Source organism: Cellulosimicrobium sp. ES-005 (assembly GCF_040448685.1).
GTDB classification, from domain to species: domain Bacteria; phylum Actinomycetota; class Actinomycetes; order Actinomycetales; family Cellulomonadaceae; genus Cellulosimicrobium; species Cellulosimicrobium cellulans_G.
The window spans coordinates 1,410,876-1,425,801 of record NZ_CP159290.1; the positions used below are offsets into that span (position 1 = coordinate 1,410,876).

Below are 14,926 nucleotides of genomic sequence, written 5' to 3' on the forward strand. Positions count from 1 at the left end.
CCCTCCGTCGCGGCGGCCGCGACGTCGAGGGAGTCGGGCCCGGCCCCGGTGGCGAGGGACCGCGGGCGGCGGGATGCTCGACGGGTGCGCGGGCGCGTCGGTGCGCCCGCCCCGGACGGGGGAGCCCGGCATGAGCGGCACGGTGGCACGGATCACGCACATCAGCGCGCGGTCGGACACGAGCTTCGAGGACGCCGTGAGGATCGGCGTCGAGCGCGCGGCGAGCACGCTGCGCAACGTCTCGGGCGCGTGGGTCAAGGAGCAGAAGGTCGACATCGTCGACGGGCGCATCACGACCTGGCAGGTCGTCCTCGAGGTCACGTTCGTCCTCGAGTAGGAACGGAGTCCGGCACGCCGCGGGACACGGGCCGCCGCGCGGACGAGAGCGGGCGGGCACCGCCCGCGCCATTTGACCTGCCCAGCCGATTTCCGTACTCTTGAACGTCGGCGCGCCCAGGCGCGCCGGTCCCGTGTGCCCACGGACGACTCGCACTCGCACGCCGCGGCGTGGTCGGAGTCTCCAAGACGAACTCGCCGTGACGAGCACGCCAAGACTAGGAGAGATGAGCAGCAACGTGGTGTACGCGATCGTCAAGGCCGGTGGCCGGCAGGAGAAGGTTTCCGTCGGCGACATCGTCGTGGTGGACCGGGTGTCCGCCAAGGTCGGTGAGTCCCTCGAGCTGCCCGCTCTCCTGCTGGTGGACGGGGAGAAGGTGACCACCGACGCGGCGAAGCTCGCGAAGGTCAAGGTCACCGCCGAGGTCGTGCGGGACGAGAAGGGTCCGAAGATCACGATCCTGCGGTACAAGAACAAGACCGGTTACCGCCGTCGTCAGGGTCACCGCCAGCAGCTGACCCGCCTCAAGGTCACCGGCATCAAGTGACCTCGCCCGGCGCGAGGTAGCGGCCACGGGCCGCCCCGCGCCGACCGGCACCCTCCCTCAGCAACCAGCACGAAAGCAGGTTCGTCATGGCACACAAGAAGGGCGCGAGCTCCTCGCGCAACGGTCGCGACTCGAACGCCCAGCGCCTCGGCGTGAAGCGCTTCGGCGGTCAGGTCGTCAAGTCGGGCGAGATCATCGTTCGCCAGCGCGGCACGCACTTCCACCCCGGTGAGAACGTCGGGCGCGGCAAGGACGACACGCTGTTCGCCCTGGCCGCCGGTGCGGTCCAGTTCGGCACGCGTCGTGGCCGCAAGGTCATCGACATCGTCGCCGTCGAGGGCTGAGCGACAGCCACAGGCTTCGAGCAGGAGGGGCGCACCGACGCGGTGCGCCCCTCCTGCTGTTTCTCGCACTCCCACCTCTGAGAGGATCGTTCCATGGCCAGCTTCGTCGACCGTGTCGTCCTGCACGTCTCCGGCGGCAACGGCGGGAACGGGTGCGCCTCGGTCCGTCGCGAGAAGTTCAAGCCGCTCGCGGGCCCCGACGGCGGCAACGGCGGGGACGGCGGGACCGTGCGTCTCGTCGTCGACGCGCAGACCACCACGCTGCTGGAGTACCACCACTCGCCGCACCGGCACGCGACGTCGGGCACCCAGGGGATGGGTGACGACCGCGACGGGGCGAACGGCGAGGACCTCGTCCTGCGCGTGCCGGACGGGACCGTCGTCAAGGCGGCGGACGGGACCGTGCTGGCCGACCTCGTGGGCGACGGCGCGGAGTACGTCGTCGCCGAGGGCGGTCGCGGCGGGCTCGGCAACGCCGCGCTGTCGTCCCCGCGCCGCAAGGCGCCGGGCTTCGCCCTGCTGGGTGAGCCGGGCGAGGAGCGGGACGTCGTCCTCGAGCTCAAGACGATCGCCGACGTCGCACTCGTCGGGTACCCGAGCGCGGGCAAGTCCTCGCTCGTCGCCGCGATCTCGGCCGCGCGGCCCAAGATCGCCGACTACCCGTTCACGACGCTCGTGCCGAACCTCGGCGTCGTGCAGGCGGGCTCGGCACGCTTCACCGTCGCGGACGTCCCGGGCCTCATCCCGGGCGCGAGCGAGGGCAAGGGGCTCGGGCTGGAGTTCCTGCGCCACATCGAGCGCACCGCCGTGATCGTGCACGTCCTGGACTGCGCGACGCTCGAGCCCGGTCGCGACCCGATCAGCGACCTCGACGTCATCGAGGCGGAGCTCGCCGCCTACGCCCAGGACCTCGACATCGAGGGCGGCCGCGTGCCGCTCACCGAGCGCCCGCGGCTCGTCGTCCTCAACAAGATCGACGTCCCCGAGGCGCGCGAGCTCGCCGACCTCGTCAAGCCCGACCTCGAGGCGCGCGGCCTGCGCGTGTTCGAGATCTCGACGGCCAGCCACGAGGGCCTGCGCCCGCTGACGTACGCGCTCGCCGAGCTCGTCGAGAAGGCCCGGGCCGAGGCGCCTGCGCCCGAGCCGACGCGCGTCGTGCTGCGGCCCCGGGCCGTCGACGAGGCCGGGTTCACCGTCACGCGCAAGGGCGGGGCCACGGACTACTGGTTCGAGGTGCGCGGCGCCAAGCCCGAGCGCTGGGTGCGCCAGACGGACTTCAGCAACGACGAGGCCGTCGGCTACCTCGCCGACCGCCTCGCCCGCCTGGGCGTGGAGGAGAAGCTCTTCGCGGCCGGGGCCGTCGGGGGCGACGAGGTGCGCATCGGCACCGACGCCAACGCCGTCGTCTTCGACTGGGAGCCGACGCTCATGACCGGCTCGGAGCTGCTCGGCGGCCCGCGCGGCTCGGACAACCGCCTCGAGGAGCGCCTGCGCCCCACGCGCTCGGAGAAGCGTCGCGAGCACCACGAGCGCATGGACGCCAAGGCCGAGGCACGTCGCGAGCTGTGGACCGAGCGCGAGGCCGGCACCTGGACGGACCCCGACGCCGACTGACGCGGGCCCGCTGTGGGCATGGAATGGGCCTGGTCTCCTTCTCGGGACCGGGCCCCTTCCATGCCCACAACCGGTCCGGGGCGTCCTGGTCCGTGAAATCGTGCGCGCCCGCGACCGTCCGGCGGCGATGATGGACGCGTGAACGCGCTGTCCTCCCGCTCCGAGATCGCCTCCGCCCGCCGCGTGGTGGTGAAGATCGGCTCGTCCTCGCTCACGGGCGCGGACGGTCACCTCGACCTCACGGCGCTGCGGGCTCTCGTCGACGTCCTCGCGGCGCGACGCGCCGCGGGCGGCCAGGTCGTGCTCGTCACGTCCGGTGCGATCGCCGCCGGCATCGGGCCCCTGGGGCTCGCGAGCCGACCGCGCGACCTGGCGACGGCGCAGGCGACCGCCTCGGTCGGCCAGGGCATGCTCGTCGCCCGCTACACGGAGGCGTTCGCCGGGCACGGGCTGCGCGTCGGCCAGGTGCTGCTCACCGCCGAGGACACCGTCCGCCGCGGGCACTACCGCAACGCCCAGCGCTCGCTCGAACGTCTGCTCGACCTCGGCGTCGTGCCGATCGTCAACGAGAACGACGCCGTCGCGACCGACGAGATCCGGTTCGGCGACAACGACCGCCTCGCCGCGCTCGTCTCCCACCTCGTGCGTGCCGACGCGATGGTCCTGCTCACCGACGTCGACGGCCTCTACGACGGCCCGCCGTCGCGCGCCGGCACGCGCCGCATCGCCGAGGTGCGCTCCGCGGCCGACATCGAGGGCGTCGAGGTCACGGGCCGGGGGAGCGCGGTCGGGACGGGCGGCATGCTCACCAAGCTCGAGTCCGTCTCCATCGCGACCGGGACGGGCATCCCCGTCGTGCTGACCCAGGCGCAGAACGCCGCCGCCGCGCTCGCGGGCGACCCCGTCGGGACATGGTTCGCGGCGACCGGCAAGCGGACGACCCGCCGTCGCCTCTGGCTCGCGCACGCCGCGCGCACGCGCGGCCGCCTGGTGCTCGACGACGGCGCGGTGAAGGCCGTGCAGGGCGGGCGCGCGTCGCTCCTGCCCGCGGGGATCACGGCCGTCGAGGGGGAGTTCGACGCAGGGGACCCGGTCGAGCTGGTGACGCCGGACGGGCGCGTGGTCGCCCGCGGGCTCGTCGCGTTCGAGTCCCGTGACATCCCGGACCTCCTCGGCCGGTCGACGGGCGAGCTGCGGGCGGAGCTGGGCGAGGGCTACGACCGGGAGGTCGTGCACCGCGACGACCTCGTCCTGGTGCGCAAGCGGCCCCGCTGACCGGCCGTCGGACGGCGCCCCCGGGGTGAGCCCGGCCGACGTAGGCTCGGTCCATGACCACCACCGAGGACGCGCCCGTCGTCGCGGGCGCCACCGAGCCCCAGCCCGCCGGTCCCGCCGCAGCCGGCCCCGCGACCGACGTCGCGACCGCCGTCGAGGACGTCGCGCGCCGCGCGAAGGTCGCCTCGCGCACGCTGGCGACCGCCACGCGCGCGACCAAGGACGCGGCTCTCCTCGCGCTCGCCGACGCGCTCGTCGCGGCGACGGACGAGATCGTGGCCGCGAACGCCGTCGACCTCGCGCGCGAGCGCGCGAACGGGATGAGCGAGGGCCTGCTCGACCGGCTCGCGCTCGACGGCCCGCGCATCGCCGCGATCGCCGACGCGCTGCGGGCGCTCGCGGGCCTGCCCGACCCGGTGGGCGAGGTCGTGCGCGGCTCGACGTTGCCGAACGGCCTGCGTCTGCGCCAGCTGCGCGTGCCCATGGGCGTCGTCGGCATGATCTACGAGGCGCGGCCCAACGTCACGGTCGACGCCGCGGGACTCGCGCTGAAGAGCGGCAACGCCGTGATCCTGCGCGGCGGGTCCGCGGCTGCGAGCTCCAACGAGGTCATCGTGGGCGTCCTCGCCCGCGCGCTCGAGGCGCAGGGGCTGCCCGGCGACCTCGTGCAGTCGATCGACCGCCACGGGCGTCCGGGCGCCGTCGCGCTCATGCACGCGCGCGGGCTCGTCGACGTGCTGGTGCCGCGTGGCGGGGCGGACCTCATCCGCACCGTCGTGCGCGAGTCGACCGTGCCCGTCATCGAGACGGGCGTCGGCAACGTCCACGTGTACGTCGACGCGAGCGCCGACCGCGCCATGGCGCTCGAGATCCTGCTCAACGCCAAGACGCAGCGCGTGGGCGTGTGCAACGCCGCGGAGACGCTCCTCGTCCACGCGGACGCCGCACCCGAGTTCCTCCCCGCCGCGCTCGCCGCGCTCACCGAGGCGGGCGTCGTCGTGCACGGCGACGACCGCACGGCCGGCCTCGCGCCCGAGGGCACGGAGGTGCTCGCGGCGACGGACGAGGACTGGGCGACCGAGTACCTCGCGCCCGAGATCGCCGTGCGCGTGGTCGACGACCTCGACGCCGCGATCGAGCACGTCCGCACGTGGACGTCCGGGCACACCGAGGCGATCGTCACGCGCGACCTCGCGGCGTCCGAGCGCTTCGTCGCCGAGCTCGACTCCGCCGCCATCATGATCAACGCCTCGACCCGGTTCACCGACGGCGGGCAGTTCGGCCTCGGCGCGGAGATCGGCATCTCGACGCAGAAGCTCCACGCGCGCGGCCCCATGGGCCTGGCCGAGCTCACGACGACGAAGTGGGTCGTGCACGGCGACGGTCACGTCCGTCCGTGACGAGCGGTTCGTCGGCACGTACCTGATACCTGCCGGACCGGGCCGCCGAGCGGTCGTGAGAGACTGGTCGGCGACCGGAGCCCGTCCGGTCCGCCGTCGGGCCGGTCCCGGCAGGCGAACCGTTCCACCGCACCACCCCGGACCGCGGCACGACACCGTCCGCCCCGGGGACGACCTTCGAGGAGGACGTCGTGATCTCTGCCGTCGTGCTGGCCGCCGAGGAAGGCGCCGAGGCCGCGTCGCACCTGCCCATCCCGCCGCTCGCCTACGGGCTGCTCGGGTTCGGCGGGCTCGTGGCCCTGCTGCTCGTGACCTACGCGTTCCGCAGCGTCGGCACGCGGCACTGACCGGTAGCGAACGACGGAAGCGCCCGCGACCGATGACGTCCCGATGAGCCCGCGCCGTCCCCGCCTGGGGGTGATGGGTGGCACGTTCGACCCCATCCACCACGGCCACCTCGTCGCGGCGAGCGAGGCCGCGGCGCGGTTCGACCTCGACGAGGTCGTGTTCGTCCCCACGGGAAAGCCGTCGTTCAAGCAGCACCAGAGCGTCAGCCCGGCCGAGCACCGGTACCTCATGACGGTCATCGCGACCGCCTCGAACCCGCGCTTCACGGTGAGCCGGGTCGACGTCGACCGGCCGGGACTGACCTACACGGTCGACACGCTGCGCGACCTGCGGGCCGCGCGTCCGGACGCGGAGCTGTTCTTCATCACGGGTGCGGACGCGATCGAGCAGATCCTGACCTGGAAGGATGCCGACGAGCTGTGGAAGATGGCACACTTCGTGGCTGTCTCCCGCCCGGGCCACAGCCTGAGCGTCGAGGGTCTGCCGCCGGGCGTGGTCACCACGCTCGAGGTCCCGGCCCTCGCCATCTCGTCGACGGACTGCCGTCGGCGTGCGGAGGCGGGCCAGCCGGTGTGGTACCTGGTTCCGGACGGCGTGGTCCAGTACATCGCCAAGCACGGTTTGTATCGAGGTCAGCACGATGAGTGACAACGGCAACATGCAGCCCGTCCGCCCGCTGACGCGGCGCGAGATGCGCGAGCGCGAGCAGGCCGCCGCGGCTGAGCGGTCCGCGCAGCCCGGCACGCCTCCACCCGCCCCGGCGCCCGGCGCCGGCGGGTGGCAGCAGCCTGCTCCCGCGCGGCCCGCCGCCCCGGCGACCCCGCCGCCGTCGCGCCGTACCCTGCGCGAGACCACCGGTCCGACGGACTTCCCGTCGCAGCCGTCCGTCGTCCGTCCTCCGGCCGCCTCGGGTGGCATGCGGGGCCTCGACGAGACGGGTCGCCTCACCCCGGTGCAGGAGACCGCGGAGCGGGTCGCGATCCGTCCGCCGGTCCCGACGCCCGTGGTGCCGACGCGCACGAGCTCCCGCCCGCCCGCGGGCCCGTCGCGGCCCGCCGCGCCGGGCGCCACCGGCCCCGTCCGACCCCCGACGCCGTCCGCTCCCGCGGGTGGCTTCGGGTCCGCGCCGGTCGGCCGGGTCGGAGCGCCCGAGGCGCCGCCGGCCCAGCCGCAGCGGCTGTCGGCCTTCTCGGCTCCCGCGGCAGCACCTGCCGCGCCCCCCGCCACGCCGTCTCCCGCGCCCGCTCCGTCGCCGTGGGGTGCGACCGCGGCGCCCGCGCCCGAGCGCACGCCGGCCGCCGCGCGGCCGGCGGCTCCGCCCGCCGCGGCCGCGCCCGCCGAGGCCCCGGGAGCCGCGCTCCCGTGGTCGGCGATCACGTCCGGGTCGGCGCCCGAGCCGGCGAGCGCGGGCCGCGAGCCCGCGCCTCCCTTCGGCGGCGTGCGCGAGACGGCGGCCGCGGCACGCGCCGTCGGCGGCTCGTCCGACGACCTCTTCCCCCGTGTGCGCGGCCGTGCCGACGAGCTCGACGGCGAGGCGGACGACGACCTCGACGACGAGCCGCGCGGCCCCTCGTACACGTGGCTGCACTACCTCATCCTCGTCGCCGTGGCGTTCGTCCTCGGCCTGCTCGTGTGGACGCTCGTCTCGCGCGACGACCCCGGTCTCGCCACCGAGGACACGAGCGCCTCGGCGACCGCCGTGTCGTGGGACGACCCCGGCACCCTCGACACCGGCCGCTGAGCGGCCGCACCACGAACGGAGACACGTGACTGCCACCGAACGAGCCGTAGAGCTCGCCGTCATCGCGGCGCGGGCGGCGTCCGACCGCAAGGCCGAGGAGATCATCGCCCTCGACGTGAGCGAGCAGCTCGTCCTCACGGACGTGTTCCTCATCGCGTCCGGGTCGAGCGAGCGCCAGGTCTCCGCGATCGTCGACGCGGTCGAGGAGGCGATGTTCAAGGCGGGTTCCAAGCCGATCCGCCGCGAGGGCAAGCAGGAGGCCCGCTGGGTCCTCATCGACTTCGGCGACGTCGTCGTGCACGTGCAGCACTCCGAGGACCGCGTCTACTACGCGCTCGAGCGGCTGTGGAAGGACTGCCCCGTCGTCGAGCTCCCCGAGGACGCGCGCGGCGGCGACGGCACGGCCGACGACGCCGACGACACGACCCGCAGCGACGGCGCCATCCGCCTCTCGGGGGAGCCCCTGGCGTGAGCGCCGGCACGCTCGTCCTCCTGCGCCACGGCCGGACGGCGTACAACGCCGGGATGCGCCTGCAGGGCCAGGTCGACATCCCGCTCGACGGCGTCGGGCAGTGGCAGGCCGAGCACGGCGCGAAGGCGCTCGCGAGCGCGCACCGCGCCACGCGCGTCGTGGCGTCGGACCTCGTGCGCGCCACCGACACCGCGCGCGCGTACGCGGGCGCGATCGGCGCGGACGTCCTGCTCGACCCTCGGCTGCGCGAGCGCGGCTTCGGGGAGTGGGAGGGCCTGACCGGCCCGGAGATCGCCGAGCGGTGGCCGGAGGAGTACGCGGCGTGGCGCCGGGGCGAGGAGCCCACGCGCGCGGGCGCCGAGACCAAGGCCGCCGTGGCCGCGCGCCTCGTGGAGGCCGTCACCGAGCACGTCGAGGAGCTGGAGCACGACGACACGCTCGTCGTCGTGTCCCACGGCGCCGCCATCACGCTCGCCGTCACCGCGCTGCTCGGGCTGGACCCCGAGGGCTGGCGCGGGATCTCCGGCCTGCACAACGTCCACTGGTCCCACCTGCACCGCTCCGCGCGCGCCGCGACGCCCGCGTGGCGGCTCGTGGCGCACAACGTCGGCGCCGGGTTCCCGCTCGACGAGTGGAACGCGGGACCGGATTGGAATCTGGAGCCGGTTTCTGCGTAGACTAGCGACGCTCCGCAGGACGGGAAACCGGCCGGGGGAGTGTTCATCCAGTGTTTGACCAGGATCTTCGCAGATCCACGGGGCTGTGGCGCAGCTGGTAGCGCACCTGCATGGCATGCAGGGGGTCAGGGGTTCGAGTCCCCTCAGCTCCACCGGATCGAAGCGGGGCGTCGTTCTTCGGCGCCCCGCTTTCGTGTTTCTGCGCTGCGTCGGGTCGTCGCTCTCGCTCTCCTGTTCGGCGCGCCTCGGCGGCATGAGGCCCGACCGGTAGGGTCCGCCCCGCCCGTCCTGCCGTCCGGCGGCTGGATGGTCCCCACGGGAAGCGGAGGCTCGCATGCCGGGTTCGACAGGCGTCTTCGCCGTGCTGGCGGACGCGATCGGCGCACCACGCGCCGAGCAGGTGCTGACCCGGTTCGACCGCTACTCGAATCAGCCGAACGCCATCAAAGGGGCCGTGCGCCTCCCGAGTGACCCCGCGCTGGAGCGTGCGGCGTTGCGGGTGTTCGAGGACCCGGGACTCAGGGCGGTTGCCGGTCTCGACGCGTCGAGCCTCGCGGAGGCGCTCGACGCACGGACGCTCTGGGCGCTCCTCGCGCTCGCGGCCCGGGCGGACGTGACCGTCCTCGACCGGCTCCCCGCCGAGACCGCACTGCGGGGCGCTCCGAAGATCGCGACGATCCGCCGGGCGGCCGCGAAGCACGCGGCGGCGCTGGGGTCCGTGCCGGCGGCTCCCGCGTCGGCTGAGGCTCCTGACGTGCCGCTCGCGACCGCAAGGAGCGACGTCCCGGCGCTCCCCGAGAAGGTGGCGCAGGTGGCGTCGTGGCTCGCGGCTCGTCCCGGCGCGGACCCCCGGTGGTTCGCGGCACGCCCGGGGCAGCGGGCGGCCGAGCGGCGGGTGGCCCTCCGGGCGCTGGGAAGCATCGGGACCCCCGCGGCGCTCGACGTGCTCGCCGGGTACGCGCGCGACGGCTACCCCGACGTCGAGCTCGCGGAGCTGCACCGCGCGTGGGGGAGGTTCGACCGGCGGGAGTTCGCCGCGACGATGTTCCGCCCCGGGGGTGCCGTGCTCCAGCTCGGTGCGTGCCCGTCCGTCGAGGGCATCGGCGCGGTGCAGGGACTCACGGGCCTCCGCATGGTCCTCACCGAGCGCGCGGACCTCGCGCCCCTGGCGGAGTGCACCGATCTCCAGCGGCTGGACGTGAACGTCACCGGTGGCCCTGGCAGCCCCGACCTCACGGGCGTCGAGGCGCTGTCCCAGCTGCCCGCGCTCACCGAGCTGCACCTGCTCGGCACGACCCGGGGTGCCGACCTCACCGCACTGCGGCACACCGCCGTCGAGCGGCTGTCACTGAGCCTCGACGGCGCCGACGGCGCGTTCCTCACGCACGTGCCGCACCTGCGGTCGCTCAAGCTCTCGGGCGGGTCCGGCCCGGAGGACGCCGGGTACGACGACGAGGACGGCCTTGCTCCGCTGCCCGCGCACCCCGGGCTCGTCGACGTGGTGCTGCGGCTGGTCGCCGACGGCGTCCAGGTGGTCGTCTCTCACCACGAGCGTTCCTGGGTGTCGCGCCTGACGGCCGCGGTCCCGTCCGACGTCTTCGTCGTCGAGCGCGGCGGCTACGTGGGGCTGACCCGTGACGGGTCGGACGTGGACGCCCTGGGCAGGAGGCTGTTCTCCAACGTCGTGCCGTGACCGTGCGGTCGTGGCCTACGACGTGCTGACGTGCACGTGGTCGAAGTGGTTCGCGGTCGTGCCGCCGCGGTCCTCCATGCCGGACCACGCGCTCGCGGGGTCTCCGGCCATCCAGATCTGCTGCTGGTAGATGAGGTAGGTGATCCCGAGGGCGCCGGCGTTGGCCTGGAGGTAGCGCGCGATCTCCCAGCCCGTCTCGCCCGTGATCATGATGTCGAGGGCGCGGCCGGTGCCGTGGTCGCCGCTGTCGCCCGGGCGGATCCCGCCGTAGGACGTCACCTGCGGGAAGATCGCGCACACCGCCCGGTAGACCGCACGGGCGTTGGACCGGAGCGAGGACTCGATCCCGGAGCTCACCGAGCAGGCGGCGTCGGAGATGCCGCTCGCGCCCGACCCGCCGCTCGCGGCGGTCGCCGCCGGCGCCTCCGGCTGGGAGTCCGCGAGGAAGCTGGACTTGATCCAGGCCGCGGCGCCGTCCCAGACGACCTGGCTCCACTCGCCCTCGGTCGTGCCGGTGACGTCGACGGCGGTGCCGAACGCGGCGGTCGCGACGCGCCCGGCGTCGGCAGACGGCCCGGTGCGGACGTTGACGGCGTCGGTGGTCCAGAGCTGGCCGGTGGCGACGGGGACGACCGGGGCGACCTCGGCGGCGGGGACCACGGTGATCGTCGCCGAGGTCTCGACGAGCGGGGCCTCCTGGGCTGCCGCCGGGGGAGCCGTGCGCTCGGACGAGCGGCTGGCGGCGCCGGTCCCGCGCTCGACGGTCGATCCGCTGGCCGGCTCGACGCTCAGCGGCGCGAGGTCGGGGTTGCCCTCGGCGGGCTGCGGCCCTGCACCGACGACGCCCGCGCCGAGCAGCCCGACGAGCGCCAGCGCCGGGAGCTTGAGGGCGCGCGCCGGGAGTGCCGGGAGGGCGGGCAGCGCCGGGAGCCGGAACGAGCGTGCGGGAGCTGCGGGGGCTGCGCTGTGGCGGCCTCGGGACATGGTGCGCTCCGGTTCGTTCGTGGTCAGGACCGCGCCCATGTAACCAAACCGTGATCTACAAAGTCCAGCCCGGATCTCGCGCAGCAGGTCAGGGACTCATGAGCGGGAGCGCTGAGTCGCACGACCCGCGGTCGTTGGACGGCTGCACGCCCCGTTCCTAGGCTGGAGGGCATGACCGCTCCCACTGTCCCGACCGTGACGCTCAACTCCGGGCACACCATCCCCCAGCTCGGCTTCGGCGTCTTCCTCGTGCCGCCGGACGAGGCCGAGAAGGCCGTGAGCGAGGCCCTCGAGATCGGCTACCGCCACATCGACACCGCGGCGATCTACCGCAACGAGGAGGGCGTCGGCGCCGCGATCGCGAAGAGCGGCGTCCCGCGCGACGAGCTCTTCGTCACGACGAAGCTCTGGAACGACCGCCAGTCCGGCGAGCAGCCGCACGACGCGATCCGCGAGAGCCTCGACAAGCTCGGCCTCGAGTTCGTCGACCTCTACCTCACGCACTGGCCGGCGCCCGCGCAGGACGAGTACACGAACGCGTGGGCCAAGCTCGTCGAGATCCGCGACGCCGGCCTGGCGCGCTCGATCGGCGTCTCGAACCACCTGCCGGAGCACCTCGACCGGATCGTCGCGGACACGGGCGTCGTCCCCGCCGTCGACCAGATCGAGCTGCACCCGGCGTACCAGCAGCGCGACGTGCTCGCGTGGGCCGACGCGCACGGCACCAAGGTCGAGGCGTGGGGCCCGCTCGGCCAGGGCAAGTACCCGCTGTTCGAGCGGCAGGCCGTCGTCGACGCCGCGACCGCCCACGGCGTGACGCCCGCGCAGGCTGTCCTGCGCTGGCACCTGCAGCGCGGCTTCATCGTGTTCCCCAAGTCGTCGCGCAAGGAGCGCATGGCGGAGAACTTCGACCTCTTCGGCTTCGAGCTCACGGCCGACGAGGTCGCCGCGATCGACGCCCTCGACACCGGTGACGGCTCGGGCCGCGTGAGCGCCCACCCGTCCGAGGTCAACTGACCCGGTCCCGCCGCGGACCCGCGACGAAGGGGCGCCGTCCGGTCGGACGGCGCCCCTTCGTCCTGCGTCGGGGGACCCGGGTCAGCCGCAGTCGTCGCAGATGCCCGTCGCGGGCAGGACCGTGAAGCACGTGGGGCACACGGCCGGCGGCTTCTCGGGCTCGGACGCGCGCGGCGTCGTGGTGCGCCGGGGGGCGCGAGGCGTGGTGGCGCCCCTCGCCGCGGTCCGACGCGCGGGCGCCGGCGCCGCAGGGGCGGCGCCGGGCACGTCGAACCCGCGCTTGCGGAGCAGGTCGGCGACGCCGACGGGGCTGTTGCGGAACTCCTCGGCCGTCGCTACGCGCCCGGTCGCGTAGCGGTGCGCGACGCCGAGGATCGCCTGGGCGTCGTACGCCCGGTCCTCGTGCAGGAGAGGCGTCCCGGGGCTGGCGGTGAAGCCGTAGACCCCGAGGAACGCGTCCCGACCCCGGTCGTCCCAGTCCGCGATCGCCTGGAGGATGTGCTGCCGGGTCACTGCCGAGAAGGTTGCCACGGCACGAGCCTAGACCGCCCCGCGGGGCGGCCCGGACGGCCCGTGCGTGACCTTCGGCACGGGCGTCCGGGACGCCCCGCGCGGAGCGTCCGTCAGGGGACGGTGTAGCCCGCGGCGCGGAACAGCTCGTACCACTCGGCGCGCGTGAGCGGCACGTCGGAGCCGAGGGCCGCGCCTGCGACGCGCTCCGGGTTCGTGGTCCCGAGCACGACCTGCATCCGTGCCGGGTGCCGCGTGATCCAGGCGGTCGCGATCGCGATGGGCGGCACGTCGTACTGCGCGGCGAGCCGGTCGATCACGGCGTTGAGCTCGGGGTACTTCTCCGAGCCGAGGAAGACGCCGGTGAAGAACCCCGCCTGGAACGGCGACCACGCCTGGACGGTGATGTCGTGCAGGCGGCAGTAGTCGAGGATCCCGCTGTCGCGGCTGATCGACTGGTCGAGTCCCTGCATGTTCGCCGCGACGCCCTGCGCGACGATCGGCGCGTGCGTGATCGAGAGCTGGAGCTGGTTCGCGACGATCGGCTGCTCGACGTACCGGCGCAGCAGCTCGATCTGCCCCGGCGTGTGGTTCGAGACCCCGAACGCGCGCACCTTGCCCGCGGCGTGCAGGTCGGCGAACGCGCGCGCGACCTCCTCGGGCTCGACGAGGGCATCGGGCCGGTGCAGCAGGAGGATGTCGAGGTAGTCCGTGCGCAGCGCGTCGAGCGAGCCCTCGACGGACGCGACGAGGTGCTCGTAGGAGAAGTCGAAGTACGGGCCCTCGCGCACGATCCCGGCCTTGGACTGGATGACCCACTCCGCGCGCTCGGCGGGGGAGAGGGCGAGCGCCTCGGCGAACCGGCGCTCGCAGCCGTGCAGGTCGGTGCCGTAGACGTCGGCGTGGTCGAGGAAGGTGATCCCGGCGTCCCGGGCCGTGCGCACGAGCGTGCGGACCTCGTCGTCGGTCTTGTCCTGGATGCGCATGAGGCCGAGCACGACGTCCGGGACGACGAGGTCGGTGCCGGGGAGGGTGAAGGTCTTCACCGCTGAGCTCCTTCGCTGGTGGGGACGCGGTGGACGTCACGCGGCGGACAGCCGCGCGACCTCCTCCGGGGTGAGGACGACGTCGGCGGCGCCCGCCGAGTCGAGGATCGACGCGGGCCGCGAGGCGCCCGGGATGGGGATCACGACGGGCGCGAGCGCGAGCTCCCACGCGAGCGTCACCCGGTAGACGCTCACGCCGTGCGCGTCGGCGACCTCCTGGAAGACGGCGTGGCGCGCGCCGAGCTCGGCGGCGTTCGTGATGCCGCCCAGCGGGCTCCAGGGCAGGAACGCGACGCCGAGCGCCGCGCAGTGCTCGAGCTCGCCCTGGCTGGACCGGAAGCGGGGTGAGAACTGGTTCTGCACCGACGCGAGGCGACCGCCGAGGAGCTCGTGCGCGAGGTCGATCTGCGCGACGTCGGCGTTGGAGATCCCCGCCTGCTCGATCACGCCCTCGTCGAGCAGCTCGACGAGCGCACCGACCGAGTCGGCGTACGGGACGGCCGGGTCGGGCCGGTGGAACTGGTAGAGGCCGATCACGTCGACGCCGAGCCGGCGGGCGGACTCCTTCGCGGCCCGCTTGAGGTAGGCCGGGTCGCCGTCGCGGGTCCAGGTGCCGTCGCCGGGGCGCAGGTGACCGCCCTTGGTCGCGACGAGGACGCCGGACGTGTCGGCGCCGTAGGAGCGCAGGGCGCGCGCGATGAGCTCCTCGTTGTGCCCGACCTCGTCGGCGTGCAGGTGGTAGGCGTCGGCCGTGTCGATCAGCGTGACGCCCGCGTCGAGCGCGGCGTGGATCGTCGCGACGGACCGGGCCTCGTCCGGGCGACCCTCGATCGACATCGGCATGCCGCCGAGGCCGATCGCGGAGACCGTCCGGGATCCGAGACTGCGCTGCTGCATGGGGGACTTCCTCACGGGGTCAGG

General features: G+C 74.2%; 17 protein-coding genes and 1 tRNA gene. 14 read left to right on the plus strand and 4 right to left on the minus strand.

What is annotated here, in order from left to right:
• Positions 1-130 precede the first annotated feature (130 nt).
• From ABRQ22_RS05980 to ABRQ22_RS06040, 13 genes are all read left to right on the plus strand, one after another.
• A complete protein-coding gene (locus ABRQ22_RS05980) occupies positions 131-337 on the plus strand; it encodes a dodecin family protein (RefSeq protein WP_205206126.1) in 207 nt (68 codons plus the stop codon).
• A 226-nt stretch (positions 338-563) separates the two neighbouring features.
• Positions 564-884 carry a 50S ribosomal protein L21 gene (gene rplU, locus ABRQ22_RS05985; RefSeq protein WP_047234734.1) on the plus strand — a complete coding sequence of 107 codons (321 nt, stop codon included), beginning with the start codon at positions 564-566 and terminating at the stop codon, positions 882-884.
• 86 nt (positions 885-970) lie between these two features.
• On the plus strand, positions 971-1,228 hold the full coding sequence (rpmA, locus tag ABRQ22_RS05990; protein ID WP_047234735.1) for a 50S ribosomal protein L27: 258 nt from the start codon (positions 971-973) through the stop codon (positions 1,226-1,228).
• A gap of 93 nt (positions 1,229-1,321) precedes the next feature.
• Positions 1,322-2,842: a GTPase ObgE gene (gene obgE / locus ABRQ22_RS05995; RefSeq protein WP_253050440.1), complete on the plus strand. Its 1,521-nt coding sequence runs from the start codon at positions 1,322-1,324 to the stop codon at positions 2,840-2,842.
• Positions 2,843-2,989: 147 nt separating this feature from the next.
• On the plus strand, positions 2,990-4,117 hold the full coding sequence (gene proB / locus ABRQ22_RS06000) for a glutamate 5-kinase (RefSeq protein ID WP_353709509.1): 1,128 nt from the start codon (positions 2,990-2,992) through the stop codon (positions 4,115-4,117).
• 53 nt (positions 4,118-4,170) lie between these two features.
• Complete coding sequence (locus tag ABRQ22_RS06005; RefSeq protein WP_353708891.1) at positions 4,171-5,517, plus strand: glutamate-5-semialdehyde dehydrogenase; 1,347 nt, start codon at positions 4,171-4,173, stop codon at positions 5,515-5,517.
• A gap of 191 nt (positions 5,518-5,708) precedes the next feature.
• Positions 5,709-5,864: a hypothetical protein gene (locus tag ABRQ22_RS06010; RefSeq protein ID WP_021483496.1), complete on the plus strand. Its 156-nt coding sequence runs from the start codon at positions 5,709-5,711 to the stop codon at positions 5,862-5,864.
• A 43-nt stretch (positions 5,865-5,907) separates the two neighbouring features.
• Entirely contained in the window at positions 5,908-6,513 is a 606-nt protein-coding gene (gene nadD / locus ABRQ22_RS06015) for a nicotinate-nucleotide adenylyltransferase (protein ID WP_253050436.1), read from the plus strand.
• Complete coding sequence (locus ABRQ22_RS06020) at positions 6,506-7,606, plus strand: hypothetical protein (protein ID WP_353708892.1); 1,101 nt, start codon at positions 6,506-6,508, stop codon at positions 7,604-7,606. The genes nadD and ABRQ22_RS06020 overlap by 8 nt, the downstream gene beginning before the upstream one ends.
• A gap of 25 nt (positions 7,607-7,631) precedes the next feature.
• Entirely contained in the window at positions 7,632-8,078 is a 447-nt protein-coding gene (gene rsfS, locus ABRQ22_RS06025; protein ID WP_253050432.1) for a ribosome silencing factor, read from the plus strand.
• On the plus strand, positions 8,075-8,755 hold the full coding sequence (locus tag ABRQ22_RS06030) for a histidine phosphatase family protein (protein WP_353708893.1): 681 nt from the start codon (positions 8,075-8,077) through the stop codon (positions 8,753-8,755). The genes rsfS and ABRQ22_RS06030 overlap by 4 nt, the downstream gene beginning before the upstream one ends.
• 79 nt (positions 8,756-8,834) lie before the next feature.
• Positions 8,835-8,907 (plus strand) — tRNA-Ala (locus ABRQ22_RS06035).
• Between the two features lie 182 nt (positions 8,908-9,089).
• Entirely contained in the window at positions 9,090-10,448 is a 1,359-nt protein-coding gene (locus ABRQ22_RS06040; protein WP_353708894.1) for a hypothetical protein, read from the plus strand.
• Positions 10,449-10,463: 15 nt separating this feature from the next.
• Here ABRQ22_RS06040 and ABRQ22_RS06045 read toward each other — a convergent pair whose 3' ends face one another.
• The gene (locus tag ABRQ22_RS06045; RefSeq protein ID WP_353708895.1) at positions 10,464-11,432 is read right to left on the minus strand and encodes an SH3 domain-containing protein; all 969 of its coding nucleotides are present in this window, start codon (positions 11,430-11,432) and stop codon (positions 10,464-10,466) included.
• A 171-nt stretch (positions 11,433-11,603) separates the two neighbouring features.
• Between ABRQ22_RS06045 and ABRQ22_RS06050 the strand changes: the two genes are divergently transcribed.
• Positions 11,604-12,449 carry an aldo/keto reductase gene (locus ABRQ22_RS06050; protein WP_353708896.1) on the plus strand — a complete coding sequence of 282 codons (846 nt, stop codon included), beginning with the start codon at positions 11,604-11,606 and terminating at the stop codon, positions 12,447-12,449.
• An 81-nt stretch (positions 12,450-12,530) separates the two neighbouring features.
• Here the strand turns inward: ABRQ22_RS06050 and ABRQ22_RS06055 are convergent, their stop codons facing one another.
• The 3 genes from ABRQ22_RS06055 to ABRQ22_RS06065 all read right to left on the minus strand — a co-directional run bounded on the left by ABRQ22_RS06055 (position 12,531) and on the right by ABRQ22_RS06065 (position 14,902).
• Positions 12,531-12,980, minus strand: coding sequence for a hypothetical protein (locus tag ABRQ22_RS06055; protein ID WP_353708897.1), 450 nt, complete (start codon positions 12,978-12,980; stop codon positions 12,531-12,533).
• A 92-nt stretch (positions 12,981-13,072) separates the two neighbouring features.
• Positions 13,073-14,005 (minus strand): aldo/keto reductase, encoded by a 933-nt coding sequence (locus ABRQ22_RS06060; RefSeq protein WP_353708898.1) that lies wholly within the window; start codon positions 14,003-14,005, stop codon positions 13,073-13,075.
• A gap of 36 nt (positions 14,006-14,041) precedes the next feature.
• Complete coding sequence (locus ABRQ22_RS06065; RefSeq protein ID WP_353708899.1) at positions 14,042-14,902, minus strand: aldo/keto reductase; 861 nt, start codon at positions 14,900-14,902, stop codon at positions 14,042-14,044.
• Positions 14,903-14,926 lie beyond the last annotated feature (24 nt).